Annotated in this window: 12 protein-coding genes, 2 tRNA genes and 1 CRISPR repeat array; of the genes, 10 read left to right on the forward strand and 4 right to left on the reverse strand. The window is 66.2% G+C overall.

What is annotated here, in order from left to right; translation table 11 throughout:
- The first annotated feature begins 5 nt into the window (after nt 1–5).
- The 10 genes from HY699_16045 to cas2 all read left to right on the forward strand — a co-directional run bounded on the left by HY699_16045 (nt 6) and on the right by cas2 (nt 10,352).
- Entirely contained in the window at nt 6–1,106 is a 1,101-nt protein-coding gene (locus tag HY699_16045) for a hypothetical protein (GenBank protein MBI4517318.1), read from the forward strand.
- A gap of 181 nt (nt 1,107–1,287) precedes the next feature.
- Nucleotides 1,288–1,629, forward strand: coding sequence for a nucleotidyltransferase domain-containing protein (locus tag HY699_16050; GenBank protein MBI4517319.1), 342 nt, complete (start codon nt 1,288–1,290; stop codon nt 1,627–1,629).
- Entirely contained in the window at nt 1,626–2,021 is a 396-nt protein-coding gene (locus tag HY699_16055; protein MBI4517320.1) for a HEPN domain-containing protein, read from the forward strand. The genes HY699_16050 and HY699_16055 overlap by 4 nt, the downstream gene beginning before the upstream one ends.
- Before the next feature lie 13 nt (nt 2,022–2,034).
- Nucleotides 2,035–3,750 carry a TIGR02221 family CRISPR-associated protein gene (locus HY699_16060; GenBank protein ID MBI4517321.1) on the forward strand — a complete coding sequence of 572 codons (1,716 nt, stop codon included), beginning with the start codon at nt 2,035–2,037 and terminating at the stop codon, nt 3,748–3,750.
- Nucleotides 3,751–3,768: 18 nt separating this feature from the next.
- A complete protein-coding gene (gene cas6, locus HY699_16065) occupies nt 3,769–4,836 on the forward strand; it encodes a CRISPR system precrRNA processing endoribonuclease RAMP protein Cas6 (protein ID MBI4517322.1) in 1,068 nt (355 codons plus the stop codon).
- Nucleotides 4,833–5,522, forward strand: a complete 690-nt coding sequence (locus tag HY699_16070) for a transposase (GenBank protein ID MBI4517323.1) — start codon at nt 4,833–4,835, stop codon at nt 5,520–5,522. The genes cas6 and HY699_16070 overlap by 4 nt, the downstream gene beginning before the upstream one ends.
- A gap of 304 nt (nt 5,523–5,826) precedes the next feature.
- Nucleotides 5,827–7,044, forward strand: a complete 1,218-nt coding sequence (locus HY699_16075) for a tetratricopeptide repeat protein (protein MBI4517324.1) — start codon at nt 5,827–5,829, stop codon at nt 7,042–7,044.
- Between the two features lie 137 nt (nt 7,045–7,181).
- Nucleotides 7,182–8,903 (forward strand): hypothetical protein, encoded by a 1,722-nt coding sequence (locus HY699_16080; protein MBI4517325.1) that lies wholly within the window; start codon nt 7,182–7,184, stop codon nt 8,901–8,903.
- A 67-nt stretch (nt 8,904–8,970) separates the two neighbouring features.
- Nucleotides 8,971–9,978: a CRISPR-associated endonuclease Cas1 gene (gene cas1 / locus HY699_16085; GenBank protein ID MBI4517326.1), complete on the forward strand. Its 1,008-nt coding sequence runs from the start codon at nt 8,971–8,973 to the stop codon at nt 9,976–9,978.
- A gap of 95 nt (nt 9,979–10,073) precedes the next feature.
- The gene (cas2, locus tag HY699_16090) at nt 10,074–10,352 is read left to right on the forward strand and encodes a CRISPR-associated endonuclease Cas2 (GenBank protein ID MBI4517327.1); all 279 of its coding nucleotides are present in this window, start codon (nt 10,074–10,076) and stop codon (nt 10,350–10,352) included.
- A 223-nt stretch (nt 10,353–10,575) separates the two neighbouring features.
- Nucleotides 10,576–12,629: a CRISPR direct-repeat array (repeat unit 37 nt; unit sequence GTCCGACAGGACGATTCCTCGATGAGGGGATTGAGAC).
- A 682-nt stretch (nt 12,630–13,311) separates the two neighbouring features.
- Here cas2 and HY699_16095 read toward each other — a convergent pair.
- From HY699_16095 to HY699_16110, 4 genes are all read right to left on the reverse strand, one after another.
- Nucleotides 13,312–13,383: transfer RNA gene (locus HY699_16095), tRNA-Glu, on the reverse strand.
- 81 nt (nt 13,384–13,464) lie between these two features.
- A tRNA-Gln gene (locus tag HY699_16100) sits at nt 13,465–13,537 on the reverse strand.
- Nucleotides 13,538–13,591: 54 nt separating this feature from the next.
- Nucleotides 13,592–15,028, reverse strand: coding sequence for a glutamate--tRNA ligase (gene gltX / locus HY699_16105; GenBank protein MBI4517328.1), 1,437 nt, complete (start codon nt 15,026–15,028; stop codon nt 13,592–13,594).
- A 107-nt stretch (nt 15,029–15,135) separates the two neighbouring features.
- The gene (locus HY699_16110) at nt 15,136–16,524 is read right to left on the reverse strand and encodes a sensor histidine kinase (GenBank protein MBI4517329.1); all 1,389 of its coding nucleotides are present in this window, start codon (nt 16,522–16,524) and stop codon (nt 15,136–15,138) included.
- Nucleotides 16,525–16,743 lie beyond the last annotated feature (219 nt).

Genomic DNA, 16,743 nt, shown 5'->3' on the forward strand with positions numbered 1-16,743 from the left:
AGGCGATGCAATCCATCGATGTAGAAATTCGGACGGTCATGCCGGCATTCCTGGGCGCGGCCGACCAAGCCAGTGAATGGCGGACTCCGCCGATCAAAGCATTGCTGCGACAGTGGTGGCGCATCGTTCGTGCACCGGCGTGTAAGTTCGATCACGTCAAATTAAGGGAGGCAGAGGCAGACCTCTTCGGGCACGCGTGGCTGAAGGCGGAAGCGGCGCGACAGAGTCGAGTTCGGATGCAGCTATCGGGAGCCTGGGCGGGCGGTACCTTGCAGAATCTTGGCACCGATCCGAAAGTGAAGCACCCCGAGGTCGACAAGCCACCGGACGGTATGGTCGGCGGAAAACTGTACCTGGGTTACGGCCCGATCACCTTTCAACAGGGGACACGTATCAAACTTCCACCGGCGATTGCGCCAGGGCACATGGTCACGTTGCGGCTGTCCTTCCCCCCGGAGGCGGCCGCCGCACTGATCGCCGCCCTCCGCCTGATGCACTGGTTCGGCACCATTGGCGGGCGTTCACGCAACGGATGGGGTTCGTTGGAGTTGGGCGGAAAGCAGGAGTTCCCGAATCTGTGGTCCGAGGAGGCGCGCGCAGAGCTGACGAAACTTAGCCGGCCCGTCCAAGACTGCCTCAAACTCGACTGGCCACACGCTTTCGGCCGAGACGATAAGGGCTTGCTGATCTGGCAGACGGAACAAATTAGGACCGTCGATGACGTGCCGAAGGCTCTAGCCGGCACGAAGATTGGATTCCGCACCGGGCTGCAGTTCGACGCGAAGCGCCGAGGGCAAGTCGATCGGCGTCATCTCCTGGCCTATCCGATTACCAACCATCAAGTTCGCGAGTGGAATGCCAAGAAGAAGGAAGGTCAGCTAGACAGCGAAGGACGCCTGGCCAACCAGCTTCGTTTCAAGGTCGCCCGCCGGGACGGCCAGTTCGTGGGACTGATCTACCATCTACCGGCAACGCTTCCCGCTCAACTTCGCGCCGCGCTGGATGCCGCGGGCCGGAAATTCGTCGATGACAACGAGCTGTCCACCTGGCAGGCGGTCCATGCCGAGCTGGATCGGAAGCTATCTCGGCTGGTGGCAAACACCTGAGGACACGCCCATGGGCACCTGCCTCCGCCTCCTCGCCGCCCGCCTGCTCGACCTCTACGGCTCCGACAAGAAGCGGCTCAAACGCCTGCGCGCCGACTACCCGGTGCTGGCGCCGCATCTGGTGAAGCGGTGATGGCTGCATTTGGTCTACACCGGCAAGAGGCCTATTATTGGTTCCGCCATGAACCGGCGTGAGACCGTCGCCCCACAGGATCTCGCGCTTGCCCGCGAGTTCAGTCGTCGACTCGCCGCGTCTTGCCCTCGCGCCTTGTTCGAAGTTCTCCTCTTCGGCTCGCGCGCTCGCGGCGATGCCGACGAGGAGTCCGACCTCGACCTGTTCGTTGCCCTCGAGCAGGACGACGGGGACGGTCGCCTCAGGGAGGCGGCGCTCCAGATCGCGTGTGACCTGACTCTGGCGTGCGGCGTGCTCGTCTCGGTGTTCGTTGCCGACCGCTCGTTTCTTGATCGGCACAAGGGCTACAGCTTCGTCGAGACGGTGCAGCAGGAAGGTGTCCGGGTGTGAGCCGCGACGAGATTCTCTCACTGATCCAACGGGCTCGGCGCAGTTTGCGCAGCGCGCGCAATCTTCTGGAAGACGGGGACCACGACTTCGCCATGTCGCGCGCGTATTACGCGATGTTCTATGCCGCCACCGCGGCGCTGCTGTCCCGCAACATCACGCGCGCCAAGCACTCCGGCGTCATCGGCGCTTTCGGACAACACCTGGTGAAGGCCGGCACGTTCACGCCCGCGCATCAGAGGATGCTGCAGGCGGCCTTCAGCGATCGCACCGCCGGCGACTATGCGGGTGTGTTTCCGACGCGGGACGACGTGGAGCGCCGCATCGAGGAGGCCACGCAGTTCGTCGGGGCGGTCGAGCAGTTCCTCCGAAATGAGGGGATCAGCGCAGGGTAGGTGGAGTGCTGCGATGGCGGCGGAGCAGTGCTTCATCACGTCGATCGGGGTCGGCAACTACGACGACGTCCTGTACGCACTTGGATCGGCAACGTGGCGCTCTCGCTTTGCGCCGGTCGCGATCGCGCGCCTTCTGGGCCTTGCGGGGGCCCGTGCGCTCGTCCTCGTCACACAGGAGGCGCGGGCCAAATGGTACGAGCAGGTCGTGGCCGAACTCGCTAGCACGGGCACGAAGCCGGAGTCCGTCGACATTCCGAACGGCCGGAACGAAGAGGAGATCCTCGCGATCTTCTCGACGCTCCAGCAGCGCATCCCGGACAATGCGCGCGTCGTCCTCGACGTGACCTTCGCGCTGCGCCATCTTCCCTTCGTCTACTTCGCGAGCCTGGCGTATTTGGTCGGCCTGCGCGGTGTGCAGGTCGGAGGTATCTATTACGGCGCATACGATCTGAGCGCCGAGGGCCGCGTGCCCATCCTCGAAGTCACCGCGCTCTTTCAGTTGCTCCAGTGGTATCACGCCCTCGCCAGCGTACGCGACGCTGGGGATTGGACGCTGGTCGCGACGAGGCTGCGCCAGGATGTCGGGCGACTGTTTCGCCGCGGCCTCGGCGATCGCGAGCTGTCGCGCCTCCAGGAACCCGCCAAGCGACTCGCAGACGCTCTCGCCATGGGGCTGCCGATCGAGGCCGGGCTGCGGGCAGCCGATCTGCGTGAAGGGCTCGCCGGCCTTGCCGAGCCCGGCGGCGCACTGACCGCACGGCTCGCCCTTGCGGCGCTCAACGAACAGCTCCCAAACTGGGCCGTCGAGGGCAAGCCGCGCAAGAATGAGCTGCGGCTCACCGCCGATGAGTTGTCGCGTGAACTCCGTGTGGCGGAGTGGTACGTGCAGCACCGCGAGCACGAGAAGGCCTTGGCGATCATGCGCGAGGGCCTGGTGAGCGCGTTGATGCTCCGTGGCAATGCCGCCGAACGTTGGCTCGATTACGGACACCGCAAGCCCTTCGAAGACCGGCTGAACGCGTACAGCGAGCGCGCGAAGGCCACGGTGGCGAGCGATTCGGAGAAGACCCTCGCGTCCCTCTGGGATGCCCTCGCCAAGAAACGGAACCAATTCGCCCATGCCGGGATGACAGAAGGCGAAGTTACTGTTTCGGACGCCGAGGTCACGGCGTTGTTAGAGCGTTGCCGCGCCTTGCTCGCGGGGACGCTGCTTGGTGAGGTGCAGTGCGTGCGCGGCCACCGGCTCTTGCTCACCCCGGTGGGCCTGTCTCCAGGCGTCCTGTATTCCGGCGCCCTTCATGTCAAACCCGATCGGTTTCTGATCGTCGCCTCGCGCGAAGCCGCGCCGCGCATTCCTGAAGCGCTCGCTAACGCCGCAGCCGGCAAGTGGCCGTATCAAGTACTCTGCCTTCAGGAGCCCCATCTTGGCTATCGTGAGATCGATCAACATGTCGGCAAGGAACTCGATCGCCTGTTTGCCACGGCCGCCGAGGTGATCGTGAACGTGACCGGCGGGACGACCGTGATGCAGTATGCCGTCGAGCGCCTGGCGGCACGCGCACGGCGACTGGGGGCCGCCGTCCGGCGCTGCGCCCTCATCGACCGCCGTTCGCCCGAAGAACAACGCGCCAACCCCTACGTCCTCGGCGAGATCGTCTGGCTCGACAACGACGACAAGGAAGCCTCACCTTCATCCTCTCCCGCCGGTGATGCGGGCGAGGAGAGCTGATCGACCGGCCGGACTTGAATGACGACGTACCTCCCCCCCGTCCTCCCGCTCACCGTCACCCTCCGCACCGCCGAGCCGCAGCGGCTGCCGCCGTTTCTCGGTTCCGCGCTGCACGGCGCGCTCGGGGGCGCGCTCTACCGCACCGTCTGCGCGTTTCCGAAGCGCGAGCGGTGCCCGGGCTGTCCGCTCTACGCGCGCTGCGCGTACGCGGCCTTGTTCGAAACGCCAGCGGGCGTGGAGCGACGCTCCACGCCTCAAGGGGAGAGGGAGCGTTGCCCCACGCCCCTTGAGGGCGGGAGCGCTGCTCCCGCCGCCGCCAACGATGCGCTCCACGCCGCCGGCATCCGCGATCAGGCGCCGCGCCCGCTGGTGCTCGCCTCCGAACCCGGCTGGACACGCACCAGCGGCAACCCGTTTCGTCTCGCCGCCGACTGCGACGTGCCGTTTCGGCTGACTCTGATCGGCCGCGCCATCGACGACCTGCCGGTCGTCATTGTCGCGCTGCAAGCGATGGCGAGGCGCGGGCTGGGCATTCCCGAGGAGCGGGAGCGGGATGGAGAGCGCCACCGGGCGGCCATGCAGCTCGTGGGCGTGACGACGGACAGCGCGCACGTCGTTTACGACGCCGAGAGCGAACGCTTCAACCCGCCGCCCACGGCGCCGGCACCCGATTCGGGCGGTGCCGGCGAGGCCACCATCGAGTTCGTCACCCCCCTGCGGCTCAAGCATCAGGGCCGCCTCGCCGGCACCGTCACGCCACCGCTCTTCTTCGACACGCTGGCGCAGCGCGCCAACGCGCTCGCCGTGCTCTTCGGTGATAACGCGGCGGCCGTGGATCGCGCTGCCGCGGTCGCCGCCGCCCACGACGTCGCGGTGGTCGCCACCCGCCTGCGGCGCGTGCACGTCACGCGCTATTCCGCGCGCCAGCGCCAACGCATGCAGTGGCCCGGATTGATGGGCACGCTGCACTGGCGTGGCGGCGCGCTGCGTGAGCTGTGGCCCCTGCTGCACTTCGGTGAACGGGTACAAGTCGGCAAAGGCACGGCGTTGGGATTCGGGCGGTACATGCTGCGCGGCGCCGCGTGAGCCGCGCGCAAATCCTTGAGGGTGGGGCGTTGCTCCCGCAAATCCTTGAGCGCGGGAGCGTTGCGCTCGCCAGCAGGAAACCGGCTGGAAACCGGCGTCGCCCCTTGCAATTCCCGCCCCCGTCGCGCGATGATCGCGTCACTGTGACAACCCCGCGCAACATCGCGGTGCCGGGCGCGGCCTCCTTCGTCACCGCCGTGTTACACGACCGGCTCCCACTGTTTCTCTATCGCCCGTATTGCGCGATCGTGCTCGACGCACTCGCCTTTCAACGGCAGAGCAGGAAGATGCGCTTGCATGGGTTCGTCATCATGCCGGACCACGTACACTGGGTCATGACGCCCGCACCACCGCGAACACCCAGTGACCTTGTTCGCGACATCAAGACGTTCACCGCAAAAGCAATCCGTGGACGGTTGCAGCATGAAAATGCCCCGGATCTGGTTGCGGCCCTCCGCCGCGCGGTGCGTCGTCCCGAGCGGCAATCCTACAAGGTATGGCAGGACGGCACGTGGATTCACCCACTGCTAAACGAGGACGAGTTGCGTGCTCGGATAGTGTACGTGCACACGAACCCGGTTCGGGCCGGCCTTTGTGTCGAGGCAGAAGGCTACCAGTGGTCGAGTGCGCGCAGCTACGAGCGCGGTGACGACGAGCCGATCGGGATCGATCGGATCGAGCTGTAAGCCGTGGAGCAATGCTCCACGGCTCAAGGGAACGGTGCGGCGAACCACCGCAGCACCGCCTTGAGAGCGGGAGCACTGCTCCCGCAGATCCTTGAGGGCGGGGCGTTGCTCCCGCCGCGTGGAGCAATGCTCCACGGCTCAAGACGCGGGTCGACGGCCGCAGGTATCGTCACGCCCCTTGAGGGCGGGAGCACTGCTCCCGCCCTCTTCCAACATTGCCGCCAACATTGCCGTGTGCGGCGCACCTCTTCTCGAATGCGCTTGGGTTGCCTATCGTGCGCGCATGGACGCGATGCAACCAACTGTGATCGCACCCTCCCGTCGCTCGGCCGCCGAGTTGGTCGCTTCCGCCGCTGCCCTCAAACAGCGGCACGACTGGGATGCACTCGCCGCACTCGCCGCCGAGCTGCCCCCGCACTGGGGCGCCGAATGGTTGCGCGCCGCCGACGAGGTGGCCTTCGCCGAAGGGCAACGGGGTCGCTTCGTCGCGGCGCGCGACCTGCTGGTGCGCGCCTTCGAGCGCGAACCCAGCCACCGCCGCGCCAGCGCGCTGGCCTATGTGCACTACGCCGCCCTGCTCGCGCACAACATCCGCAAGCCGCGCCTCGATGAACCCGAACCGTGGCGCAAAGGGTTCGAGCGCTGGATCACCGAAGCGCTGCGCCTGCGCCCCGACTCGATCGTCGATCGCTACCGCCTCGGCGTCTACTACGCCAGCATCCTGACCCAGAAGGACACGCTCGCCCTGCGCGCCTTTTGCGAAGCGATCGCGCTGTTCGAGCGCCTGCCCGCCGCCGCCCGCACGCCGCGGCACCGGCTCGCCACGCCGTACGTGCGCGCCCTCTACGGGGCGGCGCGTTCGGCCTATCGACTCGGCCGCCTCGACCAGGCGCGCCGCTGGATCTTTCGCTGTATCCGCTTCGACCATGAACGGCATCACCAAAAGCCGGTCTTCAAGTTGTTTCTAGCGGCCAAGGTGCTCGTAGCGCAGGAACAACTTGCCGACGCCGAACGGGCGCTGCGGCTCGCCGTGGACGCGCCGCACGACGGCGATCGCGACTTCGTCTACGCGCTGCTGGCCGAAATCGCCCTGCGACAGAATCGCATCGAAGATGCGGCGCAGTGGATCGTGCTCAACCTCCCCGCGCACAATCGCAAGCCGTACATCTGGCGCCTGCTCGGCGACTGCGAGGCGCGCGGCGGCCGCGTCGATCGCGCGCTCAAGCTCTACAAGAGTGCGCTGCTCAAGGATCGCGCCGGCCGGCACAAGACGCTGCTGCGCGTCGGCCGGCTCGCCGAGCAAGTCGGTCAACTGGCCGAGGCGCGCCGGGCCTACGAGCAAGCCGCCGAGTTTCGCCGCCGCCGCTACCTCAGCGAAGAGGTCGCCGCCCTCGAGGCGCTGGCGCGCGTGTGCGAGCAACAAGGCGATCGTGAGGCAGCACGCGCGGCCTTCACCCGCATGGCGCGCTTGCCGTTGCACGCCGAGCGCGCCGAGCAAGAGCTGGCGCGCCTGGCCGGATGAGGCAGGAATTCGATGTTTCGATCCTCGCGGGAGCGTTGCTCCCGGCACGTGGAGCACCGCTCCACGGCTCAAGGGACGGTGCGGCGAAGCACCGCAGCACCACCTTGAGGGCGGGGCGCTGCTCCCGCCGCTTTGTTATGGATGACACGAACGAACCCATCCGCTCGACCAACGCCAGCGCGCTCTATCCGCTCGCCGTCAAGGCCGCGGATGCGGGCGACTACGCCCGGGTCTCCGAACTGTTCGCGGCCGTCGAGCTTGCAGCACTGTCACCCGCGGAGGCGGCGTGCTGGCAGCGCCTGCTCACCGAAGCGGGCGACTTGGCCGCCGCGGCGACGTTGGCCGCGGAGCACAGCTCCGGACCTCAAGAAGAACCGCGCAGCGACGTACCCTTGAGGGCGGGAGCGCTGCTCCACGCCTCCGGGGGCGACGGCGGGGGCGACCCGGACCCAAAAACCTTGAGGGCGGGAGCGCTGCTCCCGCCAGCTGCACCTGAAGAAGGCGAGGATGACTTCCTCGACTTCGAACCCGGGCCGCGCGAAGCCGCCTCTGCGCCGGCACCGCCGCCGTTGGTGGACGCCATGCTGCGCTGGTTCGGCGGCCGCGGCGATGTCTATGCGCGCCAGTGGTACGACGCTCGGCGCGACCAGTCGGGGTACTGGCCGGTGCGCGAGCCGCTGACCGCGCGCGTGATGGAGCTGCACCTCCTCGGCCGTATCACCCTCGGGCAATACGTGCTCCATCCCGACAGCACCGTCAGCTTCGCCGCGCTCGACTTCGACCCGACACCGGCGGCGCTGGAGCAGATGCGCTTGGCCGCCGGTGACGACGGCGCCCTCGGTTGCGCCCCGATTGCAGACTACGTCCGGCGCGTGCTGGCCACGGCGGCGCAAGCCGGGCTGCCGGCGGTTGCCGAAGACAGCGGCGGTGTTGGCCTACACCTGTGGCTGTTCTTCGCCCCTCGGCTACTCGCGCCGCGCGCACGTGCCTTGCTGCGCGAGCTGCTCGCGCGTGCCGGGCCGCAACCACCCGCCGTGGCCGTCGAGATCTTCCCCAAGCAGGATGCCCTCAGCGGCAAAGGGCTCGGCAATCTCATCAAGCTGCCGCTGGGCGTGCATCAAGCAACTATGCGGGCCTCGCAACTCTTGACGGCCGAGTTGCAGCCGCTAGCGGCGGAAGAGGCGTTGGCGTCGCTGCGCCCGTGCCCGCCCGCCCGCATCGAGGCCCTGCTCCTCAGCCGGATCATCCCGTTCCCTACCCGCACCGCCAGTGAAGCGTTGTCCGCCGCCGTGGCACCGGCACCGCCCGCGCCGGCTGGTCCCACCCCGCGCGCTCTCGCCGAGGCGCTGGCGACCATTCCCGCTGGCCGCGAGGCCGAGCGCGCTGCCGACCGCGTCTTGAGCGGCTGCGCAGTGGTGCGCCAGCTCGCCCGCCAGGCGCATGAAGAACGTACGCTCTCGGCCGATGCCGCGCGCGCGCTGCTCTACACCGTCGGCCTAATCGGACGCGACAACGAGCGCATCGAGGCCATGTTCGCCAACGCCGGAGTCAGCGGCAAGGAACTCGAGCGCGTGCGCGCCGGTCTGCAAGGGCCGATGGGGTGCAAGAAGCTACGCGAACGCTTCGCGGCGCTCTGCCACGGCTGCGTCTGCCCCGCGGCGCCCGCCGCCGGCTACGCCACCCCGGCGCTGTTCGCCTTGGTCGCTCCGCCCAAGCTGGCGCGACGGGCAGCGTTGGTGCCGGCCGTCGAGGAGGCCGCGGTTTCCGCCGAATCCACGGCTACGGACATTGAGCAACGCCTCGCCCGCATTGAAGCCGCCTTGCAACGCCTCCAGCCCGCGCCCACGGAGGAGGAATGAACGCCAATGGAGCCGGCGTGCCCCCACGCCGGTCTCTTGTGGAGCCGGCTCCAGAGGGAAGCGCGGAATGAAAACCGCCTACATCACCGAACAAGGCGCCACGCTGCGGCGCGACGGCCCCGTGCTGCAGGTATGGACGGGTAAGAAGCGCATCACCGAACTGCTGGTGCATGATCTCGATCAGCTCGTGCTCATGGGCAACATCATGATCACACCGGCCGTGCTCGACTTCCTGATTGCCGAACGGGTCGATACCGTGTTCATGTCGATTCACGGCCGCTTTCGCGGGCGGTTGATGCACGAGCACTCGAAGAACGTGCGCCTGCGCCTGGCGCAATACCAGCAATTGCAGACCCCGGGCGTGGCTCTGGCTCTGGCGCAGCGGCTGGTGCGGGGCAAGATCCTCAACACTCGCGCCTTCGTGCTCAAGGCCGCGCGCCGTATGGGCGGCGACAGCGAGCTGGCCGAGGCTGCTGCCCGCTTGCTGGCCATGGCAGAGCGGCTCGCCGAGATGAAAACGCTCGAGCAGGTGCGCGGCTGCGAGGGGCGGGCCTCGGCGGTGTACTTCGGCATCTTCGGCCGCTTGCTCAAGCACCCCGACTTCACCTTCACCGACCGCAACCGCCGCCCGCCGCTCGATCCGGTCAATGTGCTGCTCTCGCTCGGCTACACGCTGCTGGCCAATGCCGTCGAGACGGCGATACAGATCGTCGGTCTCGACCCGTACCTGGGCGCGTTGCACGAGATCGCTTACGGCCGGCCGTCGCTGGTCTGCGACCTGATGGAGGAGTACCGCAGCGTGATTGTCGAGCCGATGGTGGTGGCGTGCATCAACCAGCGCTCCTTTGCGGCCGGCGATTTCGAGAGCGCAGGCGAGGGCGAGCCGGTGCGCTTCAAGCGCGCCGCCCTCAAGTGGTTTGTGGAGCTGTTCGAGCGCCGCTTGCGCGGCACCATCCTGTATCCGCCGCGCGGCCAGCGCCTGACGTATCGCCAGGTGATCGAAGAACAGGTGCGCCGGTGTGCGCGCGTGCTGCTCGGCACCGAGGCAGTGTATGAACCGTTTCTCATCCGCTAGGCGTGGAGCGACGCGCCACGCCTCAAGGGCTAAGGCTGAGCGACGCGCCCCCAACACCTTGACGACGGGAGGGCTGCTTCCGCCAACGCATCCGCATGTTCACCGTGATTGCGTTCGACATCGTTGACGACCGCACGCGCTATCGCGTCGTACAAGTGTTGCGGCGCTACGCCGTGCGGGTGCAGAAGTCGGTGTTCGAGGCCGGCAAGTTGAACCCGGCGGACTTTCACCGGATGCGTTTGGATGTCGAGCGGCTCATCAACGTCGGTGAAGACACCGTGCGGTACTATTTGCTGTGTGGTAACTGTGTCCCGCGGATCGAGGTCAGCGGGCTGGGGCGGCTAACCAAGGCCGAGGAATACAAGGTGGTATGAAGCGCGCCAGACAGCGGACAATCGCGGGGTCGCGCGTAAGTGTGCGAAAAGCCAGGCGTGGCCCCGGTGGCGCACCGGAGGACCGGCGCAGCGCATTTCCCCCGAAACGCCGGATGGTTAGCGCCGCACGACCAGCGGCATGGCGCGGCAGCAGAGGCCGCCGGCGAGGTTGGCGCGCCGACGGTTGCAAGCGGCGGCAGAATCAGCGAAAAGAAGGGGCGCGGTCCGACAGGACGATTCCTCGATGAGGGGATTGAGACGTACCCCACAGCGCCCGCCACGGACATTGAGTGTTGATGTCCGACAGGACGATTCCTCGATGAGGGGATTGAGACGAATGCCTCACTGAGAAACTGAGACCACGCTACATTATGTCCGACAGGACGATTCCTCGATGAGGGGATTGAGACGCGACCCAACAGCACCGGGGCGGCACAATGATGTATTCCGTCCGACAGGACGATTCCTCGATGAGGGGATTGAGACACTTGCACTTCCTGTCTTCCTGGTGGTCATCCCACAACGTCCGACAGGACGATTCCTCGATGAGGGGATTGAGACGTGATCAAGCATCTCGCCTGTTCGCCCTGGACCATTGTCCGACAGGACGATTCCTCGATGAGGGGATTGAGACACAGCCAATGCCTCACGCGCCGCGGAGGGCGGCCTAATGTCCGACAGGACGATTCCTCGATGAGGGGATTGAGACGTGGCGGTGGCGGTGGCGTTAGCTGCGACTTTGGGGGCCGTCCGACAGGACGATTCCTCGATGAGGGGATTGAGACTTGATCTGGTGACTCAGCTGCTTGTCTTTGTCCTTATCGCCGGTCCGACAGGACGATTCCTCGATGAGGGGATTGAGACCCGCTGGCACGCGCCGCCAGCGCCAGGCGCGCTGTGTCCGACAGGACGATTCCTCGATGAGGGGATTGAGACAGGGCCGATCGCAGCTGGTCGCGCAGTTCGCCCTGCGCGAGTCCGACAGGACGATTCCTCGATGAGGGGATTGAGACGTCGACCTCCGCGAGACTACGCGCTCGTTGTGCCACTGATGTCCGACAGGACGATTCCTCGATGAGGGGATTGAGACAGTGTGCGGAGTGTTTTGTCGTCGGGTGCCATCAGCTTGTCCGACAGGACGATTCCTCGATGAGGGGATTGAGACTGCGCTGCGCCACCACCTCGATAGTCTCGTCGCCAGTCCGACAGGACGATTCCTCGATGAGGGGATTGAGACCCTTTGGTTCGGGCTCGCCGCGCTTAAAGTACCACTCCCCGTCCGACAGGACGATTCCTCGATGAGGGGATTGAGACTGTATCGATCCGGTGGTGGGCTACCTTCCGCCATGAGGTCCGACAGGACGATTCCTCGATGAGGGGATTGAGACTCCGAGCAGCTGACGTCACGCCCGAGCCACTGCTGCTGTCCGACAGGACGATTCCTCGATGAGGGGATTGAGACTCGTCACACTCGGCTACCCCGTCTCGATCGAACTGGTCCGACAGGACGATTCCTCGATGAGGGGATTGAGACGTCGCCGGTTTTGCGCACCTGCTGCTCGCTGCGCTGGATGTCCGACAGGACGATTCCTCGATGAGGGGATTGAGACGACACCGTCGGGCTGCGTGGCCTTCTGCTCGGCCTGTCCGACAGGACGATTCCTCGATGAGGGGATTGAGACACCTTCGCCCGCTCGGCCTGCTCCGCGACCGACTCGTCCGACAGGACGATTCCTCGATGAGGGGATTGAGACGTAGCCGGCCGCGCGGAGCTCCTGCTCTTCGGCGCTCGCCAGTCCGACAGGACGATTCCTCGATGAGGGGATTGAGACGATTGCCGCGATAGGCGGCGACCAGACGCGAACAGCGCGTCCGACAGGACGATTCCTCGATGAGGGGATTGAGACGGCCCGCGAGTGCGAGGATCGCGTGGTTGATCGGTCCGACAGGACGATTCCTCGATGAGGGGATTGAGACGTCGCGTAGCAGCAGCCGCCCGGTATCCGCCGCAGGTCCGACAGGACGATTCCTCGATGAGGGGATTGAGACACCCACTGGCGGATCGCCACGACGCGCGCGGCTATTTTGTCCGACAGGACGATTCCTCGATGAGGGGATTGAGACTCGACCAACTCGCCGTTCCGCGCCCGCACCAGGATTGCCGTGTCCGACAGGACGATTCCTCGATGAGGGGATTGAGACCCAATGTGGGTGAGTTCCATGGTTCAAGTTCCTATCTTGTCCGACAGGACGATTCCTCGATGAGGGGATTGAGACGTACGCTAAATGCCAGTGTGCGTTCTGGCGGCCAAGTACGCAGAGAGCGCAGAGGGCCGCAGAGGCAAGAGCCGAAATCCTTTTCATTCCTCTGCGTCCCTCGGCGTCCTCCGCGGTGAGAAATCCGGTTTCCATGACGAAGAACGGATTCAACCGCAGAGAGCGCAGAGGGCCGCAGGGGGTGGGCCGGAGCGTGTCGGTAAGGGCGGCTGCGCTTGCGCCCTGCATTGTGTCCGCGACACTTGTGCCCGTCACGGGTGATCCGTGCACACCCCGCTCACCCTGAACTACTATGGCCGAAAGTCTTGGCGTCGCGCGCAGATTTCCCTCCGTCATTCCCGCGAAGGCGGGAATCCATCCGGAGCCCCACCGCCCCTGGATGCCTGCCCCACGCCTTCGCGGGGGCAGGCTCTAAAGATTGCGGGCATGACGGAATACCCCTGTCGAGCTTTGGGCTGCGGGCCAAGCCCGCCCTGAGCAAGAGCAAGCGCAGCGGATCGCGACCCCACTGTGGCCGGCGAAGACCGTGGTGCGGGCTCCCGCGCCCGACTACACCCAGCACGCTTACGCTTGCTCGCGCGTTGAGCCGAACGCTTGGGCTCCGCGGCGCTGATGGGGGCGAACAGTGCGCCCGTCGCACCTCTTCAGGTGCCAGTCGCGGCTAGGTTGTTGGAAAACAGAGTGGTCCCAACGGGAATCGAACCCGTGTTACCGACGTGAGAGGCCGGCGTCCTAACCGCTAGACGATGGGACCAGTGGCGGCAGATTTTATGATTGCGGATTGCGGATTTGTCAACGATACCGAACCCAAATTCCGCAATCCGCAATCACCCAGCTGAGGAGGTAGGACTCGAACCTACAATCGCCTGATCCAGAGTCAGGTGGCTTACCAATTAGCCGACTCCTCAATACCCAGATCGGCCGGTAGATTACGGAGGCCCCGGCGCGATGTCAAGGCAGCATTACGACGTGCGGGCCGCCACCGCCGTTGCTGCGCCGGTGGCGGCGACGGCCCATTCGAGGCCGCGCCCGAGCCGTGCCAGCGCGCGCTCTTTGCCCAACACCTCTAGTACCTCGAAGATGCCGGGGCTGGTGGTGCCGCCGGTCAGAGCAACGCGCACGGGCTGCGCGAGCTTGCCCAGCGCCAGGCTGTGTCGTGCCATCACCGCGTTGAACACTTGCTGCAACCCGTCGATGTTCCACTGCGACAACCCAGCGAGCTCTCCGGCTAGGTCACGCAACGGTGCGGCGGTTGCCGGTTGGAGATGTTTGGCGGCGGCCTTGGCCTCGAGTTCGACGTCATCGCAGAGATAGAACCGTGCCGAATCGGCCAGTTCGACCAATGTCTTAGCCCGCTCCCTTAGGGTGGCGACGGCACCGGCCAACCACGTGTCGTCGCCGGGGATGGGCCAGCCGCGCGCGGCGATGAACGGCTTGACGGCTTGTGCGAGCGCGGCGGCGGGCATGGCCTTGAGGTGCTGGAAATTCACCCACTCCAGCTTCTCCGGGTTGTAAACGCCGGCCGACTTGCCCACGGTTTCGAGCGAGAACTTCTCGATCAGCTCGCCGCGCGTGAAGATCTCCTGGTCGCCATACGACCAGCCCAGGCGCGCAAGGTAGTTGATCAGGGCGTCGGGCAGGTAGCCGAGGTCGCGATAAGCGGTTACCGAGGTGGCACCGTGCCGCTTGCTCAGCCGGGCCCGGTCGAGCCCGAGGATGAGCGGGATGTGTGCGAACGCCGGCATCGGGTATCCGAAAGCTCGGTATAGCTGGATCTGCTTCGGGGTATTGGCGAGGTGGTCTTCGCCGCGAATGATGTGGGTGACCTGCATCAGCGCGTCATCAACCACCGCGCAGAAGTTGTAGGTCGGAATGCCGTCCGAGCGCACCAGCACCAGGTCGTCGAGCTCCTGGTTTTGCACCACCACCGGGCCTTTAACCAAGTCGGGGATGTTGGTCTCGCCGTCGAGTGGGGCTTTGAAGCGAATGGTAAATGGGCCGTCCGAGCGGGCGGTAGAGCTGCGGCAGGTGCGGTCGTACATCGGCTTACGGCCGGCAACCATGGCGGCCTTGCGCTTGGCGTCGAGGAGCTCGGCCGTACAGTAACAACGGTAGGCATGCCCGGCGCGGAGCAAGCGCTCAGCGTGCTCGCGGTAAAGATCCCAGCGCTTGCTCTGGTAGAAGGGCCCTTCGTCCCACTCCAGTTGCAGCCAGCGCATGGCCTCGATAATGGCCTCGATCGACTCCGGCGTCGAGCGCTCGCGGTCGGTGTCCTCCACCCGCAGGATGAAGACCCCGCCGTGATGACGCGCATAAAGGTAGGAAAACAGCGCGGTGCGGGCGCTGCCGATGTGCAAGTAGCCGGTGGGACTGGGAGCGAAGCGGGTGCGCACGACCATGGGCTGCGAGTAACAAGGGGGGCAAGGCAAGTCAACGCGCTTAGCCGGCGCACGCCAGCGCACTGTTCGCGGGCGCAGTCACGGCGGCGGCTTGGCCGGAGCCGAGGCTAGACGGCGGCTTGTCGTGGAGCCGGAACGGGCGGCGGCCCGGCTTCAGCGCGCGGAATACGCGCGCACAAGGTGGTCCCTCGCCCGGCGACGCCGGTGACGAGTACGTTGCCGCCCAGTAATAGCGCCCGCTCGCGGATGCCGAACAGGTCGAGCGATTGCGGGCTCTTGCTCTCGGCCTCGCTTACCCCGCGGCCGTCGTCATGCACCTCCAGCACCAGGTCGGTGCCGTCGACTCGCAGAACGATGGCGATGCGCTGGGCACTGCTATGGCGGGCGGCATTGGTGAGCGCTTCTTGTACGATACGAAACAGCGCGGTGGAGCGGACTTGATCGACCGCGATCTCCGGCTGCGGGCTGGTGAACGTGCAAGCCACGCCGCAGCGCGCTTGGAATTCGCGCGCCAGCCATTCGATAGCGGCGGTGAGGCCGAGGTCATCCAACAGGCTCGGCCGCAGCTCGGAGGCGATGCGCCGCACTGAGTGAATCATGGTTTGCGCCAGTTCCGACATCGCGCTCAGCCGCTGCCACAGCAACTCCTCGGCAGCGCCGGCACCGGCCGTGGCGGCGAAACGCTTGGGCAGCAAGTCCAGATCAATCTTGAGGGCGGCGAGCATCTGCCCCAACTCGTCGTGAATCTCGCGTGCCAGCCGCGTACGTTCCTCCTCACGGACCGACTCCAGGCGCGCCGAGAGCGCGTGCAGCTGCTCGTTGGCGGCCTGCAAAGCCTCGGTGCGCGTCGCCACCCGCCGCTCGAGGTCGGCGTTGAGCGCCAGAATCTCGCTCTCGGCCTGCTGCCGTGCCGCTAACTCTCTCAGCGATTTGAGGCGATAGCACTGCAACTCGCGCGCAGCTACCAGCGAGATGACGAAGCCGACGGCGACGGCCGCGCCCGGATCGTCGAGCAACACCTGCAAGTTACCGTCCGCGCGCCAGACCGCGGCGCCGAGCAGCACGGCGCCGTAAAGCACGCTGGCCGCTTGCAGCCACACTCCCCAAGGCAACAGCGTGGCGGTGGTTAGCGCGGCGCCCACGAACAGCACGGCGGTGGTTTGGTACTCACGGCTGGGGCTGACGATACCGGAAATCGCGGTCATCAAATACGCCATCGCTACCACCAGCAGTGATACCGCGAGGGCGTGCCGGCGCACCCAACGGGCGCGCAGCGCCAGTAGGGTCGTGGTGGTCAAGAAGATGCCGCCGCATTTTACGAAGAACGGTGCCGCCAGTTGCGGGGCTAGCAACAGCTCCAAGGTGCCGAAGGTGAGCCCAGCGGTGAGCGCAATCCAAAGGATCGTGCGCGTGCGAGCGATCAACAGATCGGCCAGCGCTCCGTTGCCCGGATGTGGAGCGGCGGCGGTCAGGCCGCTAAGGCCTATTGTGACCATGGCGATCCTCTCCTCGTGCCTGTGTCGCACACCGCCGCCGACGCCGTCAAGCCTCGCCCGGCGTCGGCTCACGACAGGCCCATGGCCGAAAGGGACGCAATCTGTCATTCCCGCGAAAGCGGGAATCCACGGCACCGGCTCGCTACGACCCGCCAAACGCCAAACTGGATTCCCGCTTTCGCGGGAATGACGGCCATAACACCGAACCACGTTACCCAC

The organism is Deltaproteobacteria bacterium (genome assembly GCA_016210005.1).
Lineage (GTDB): Bacteria > Desulfobacterota > Binatia > HRBIN30 > JACQVA1 > JACQVA1.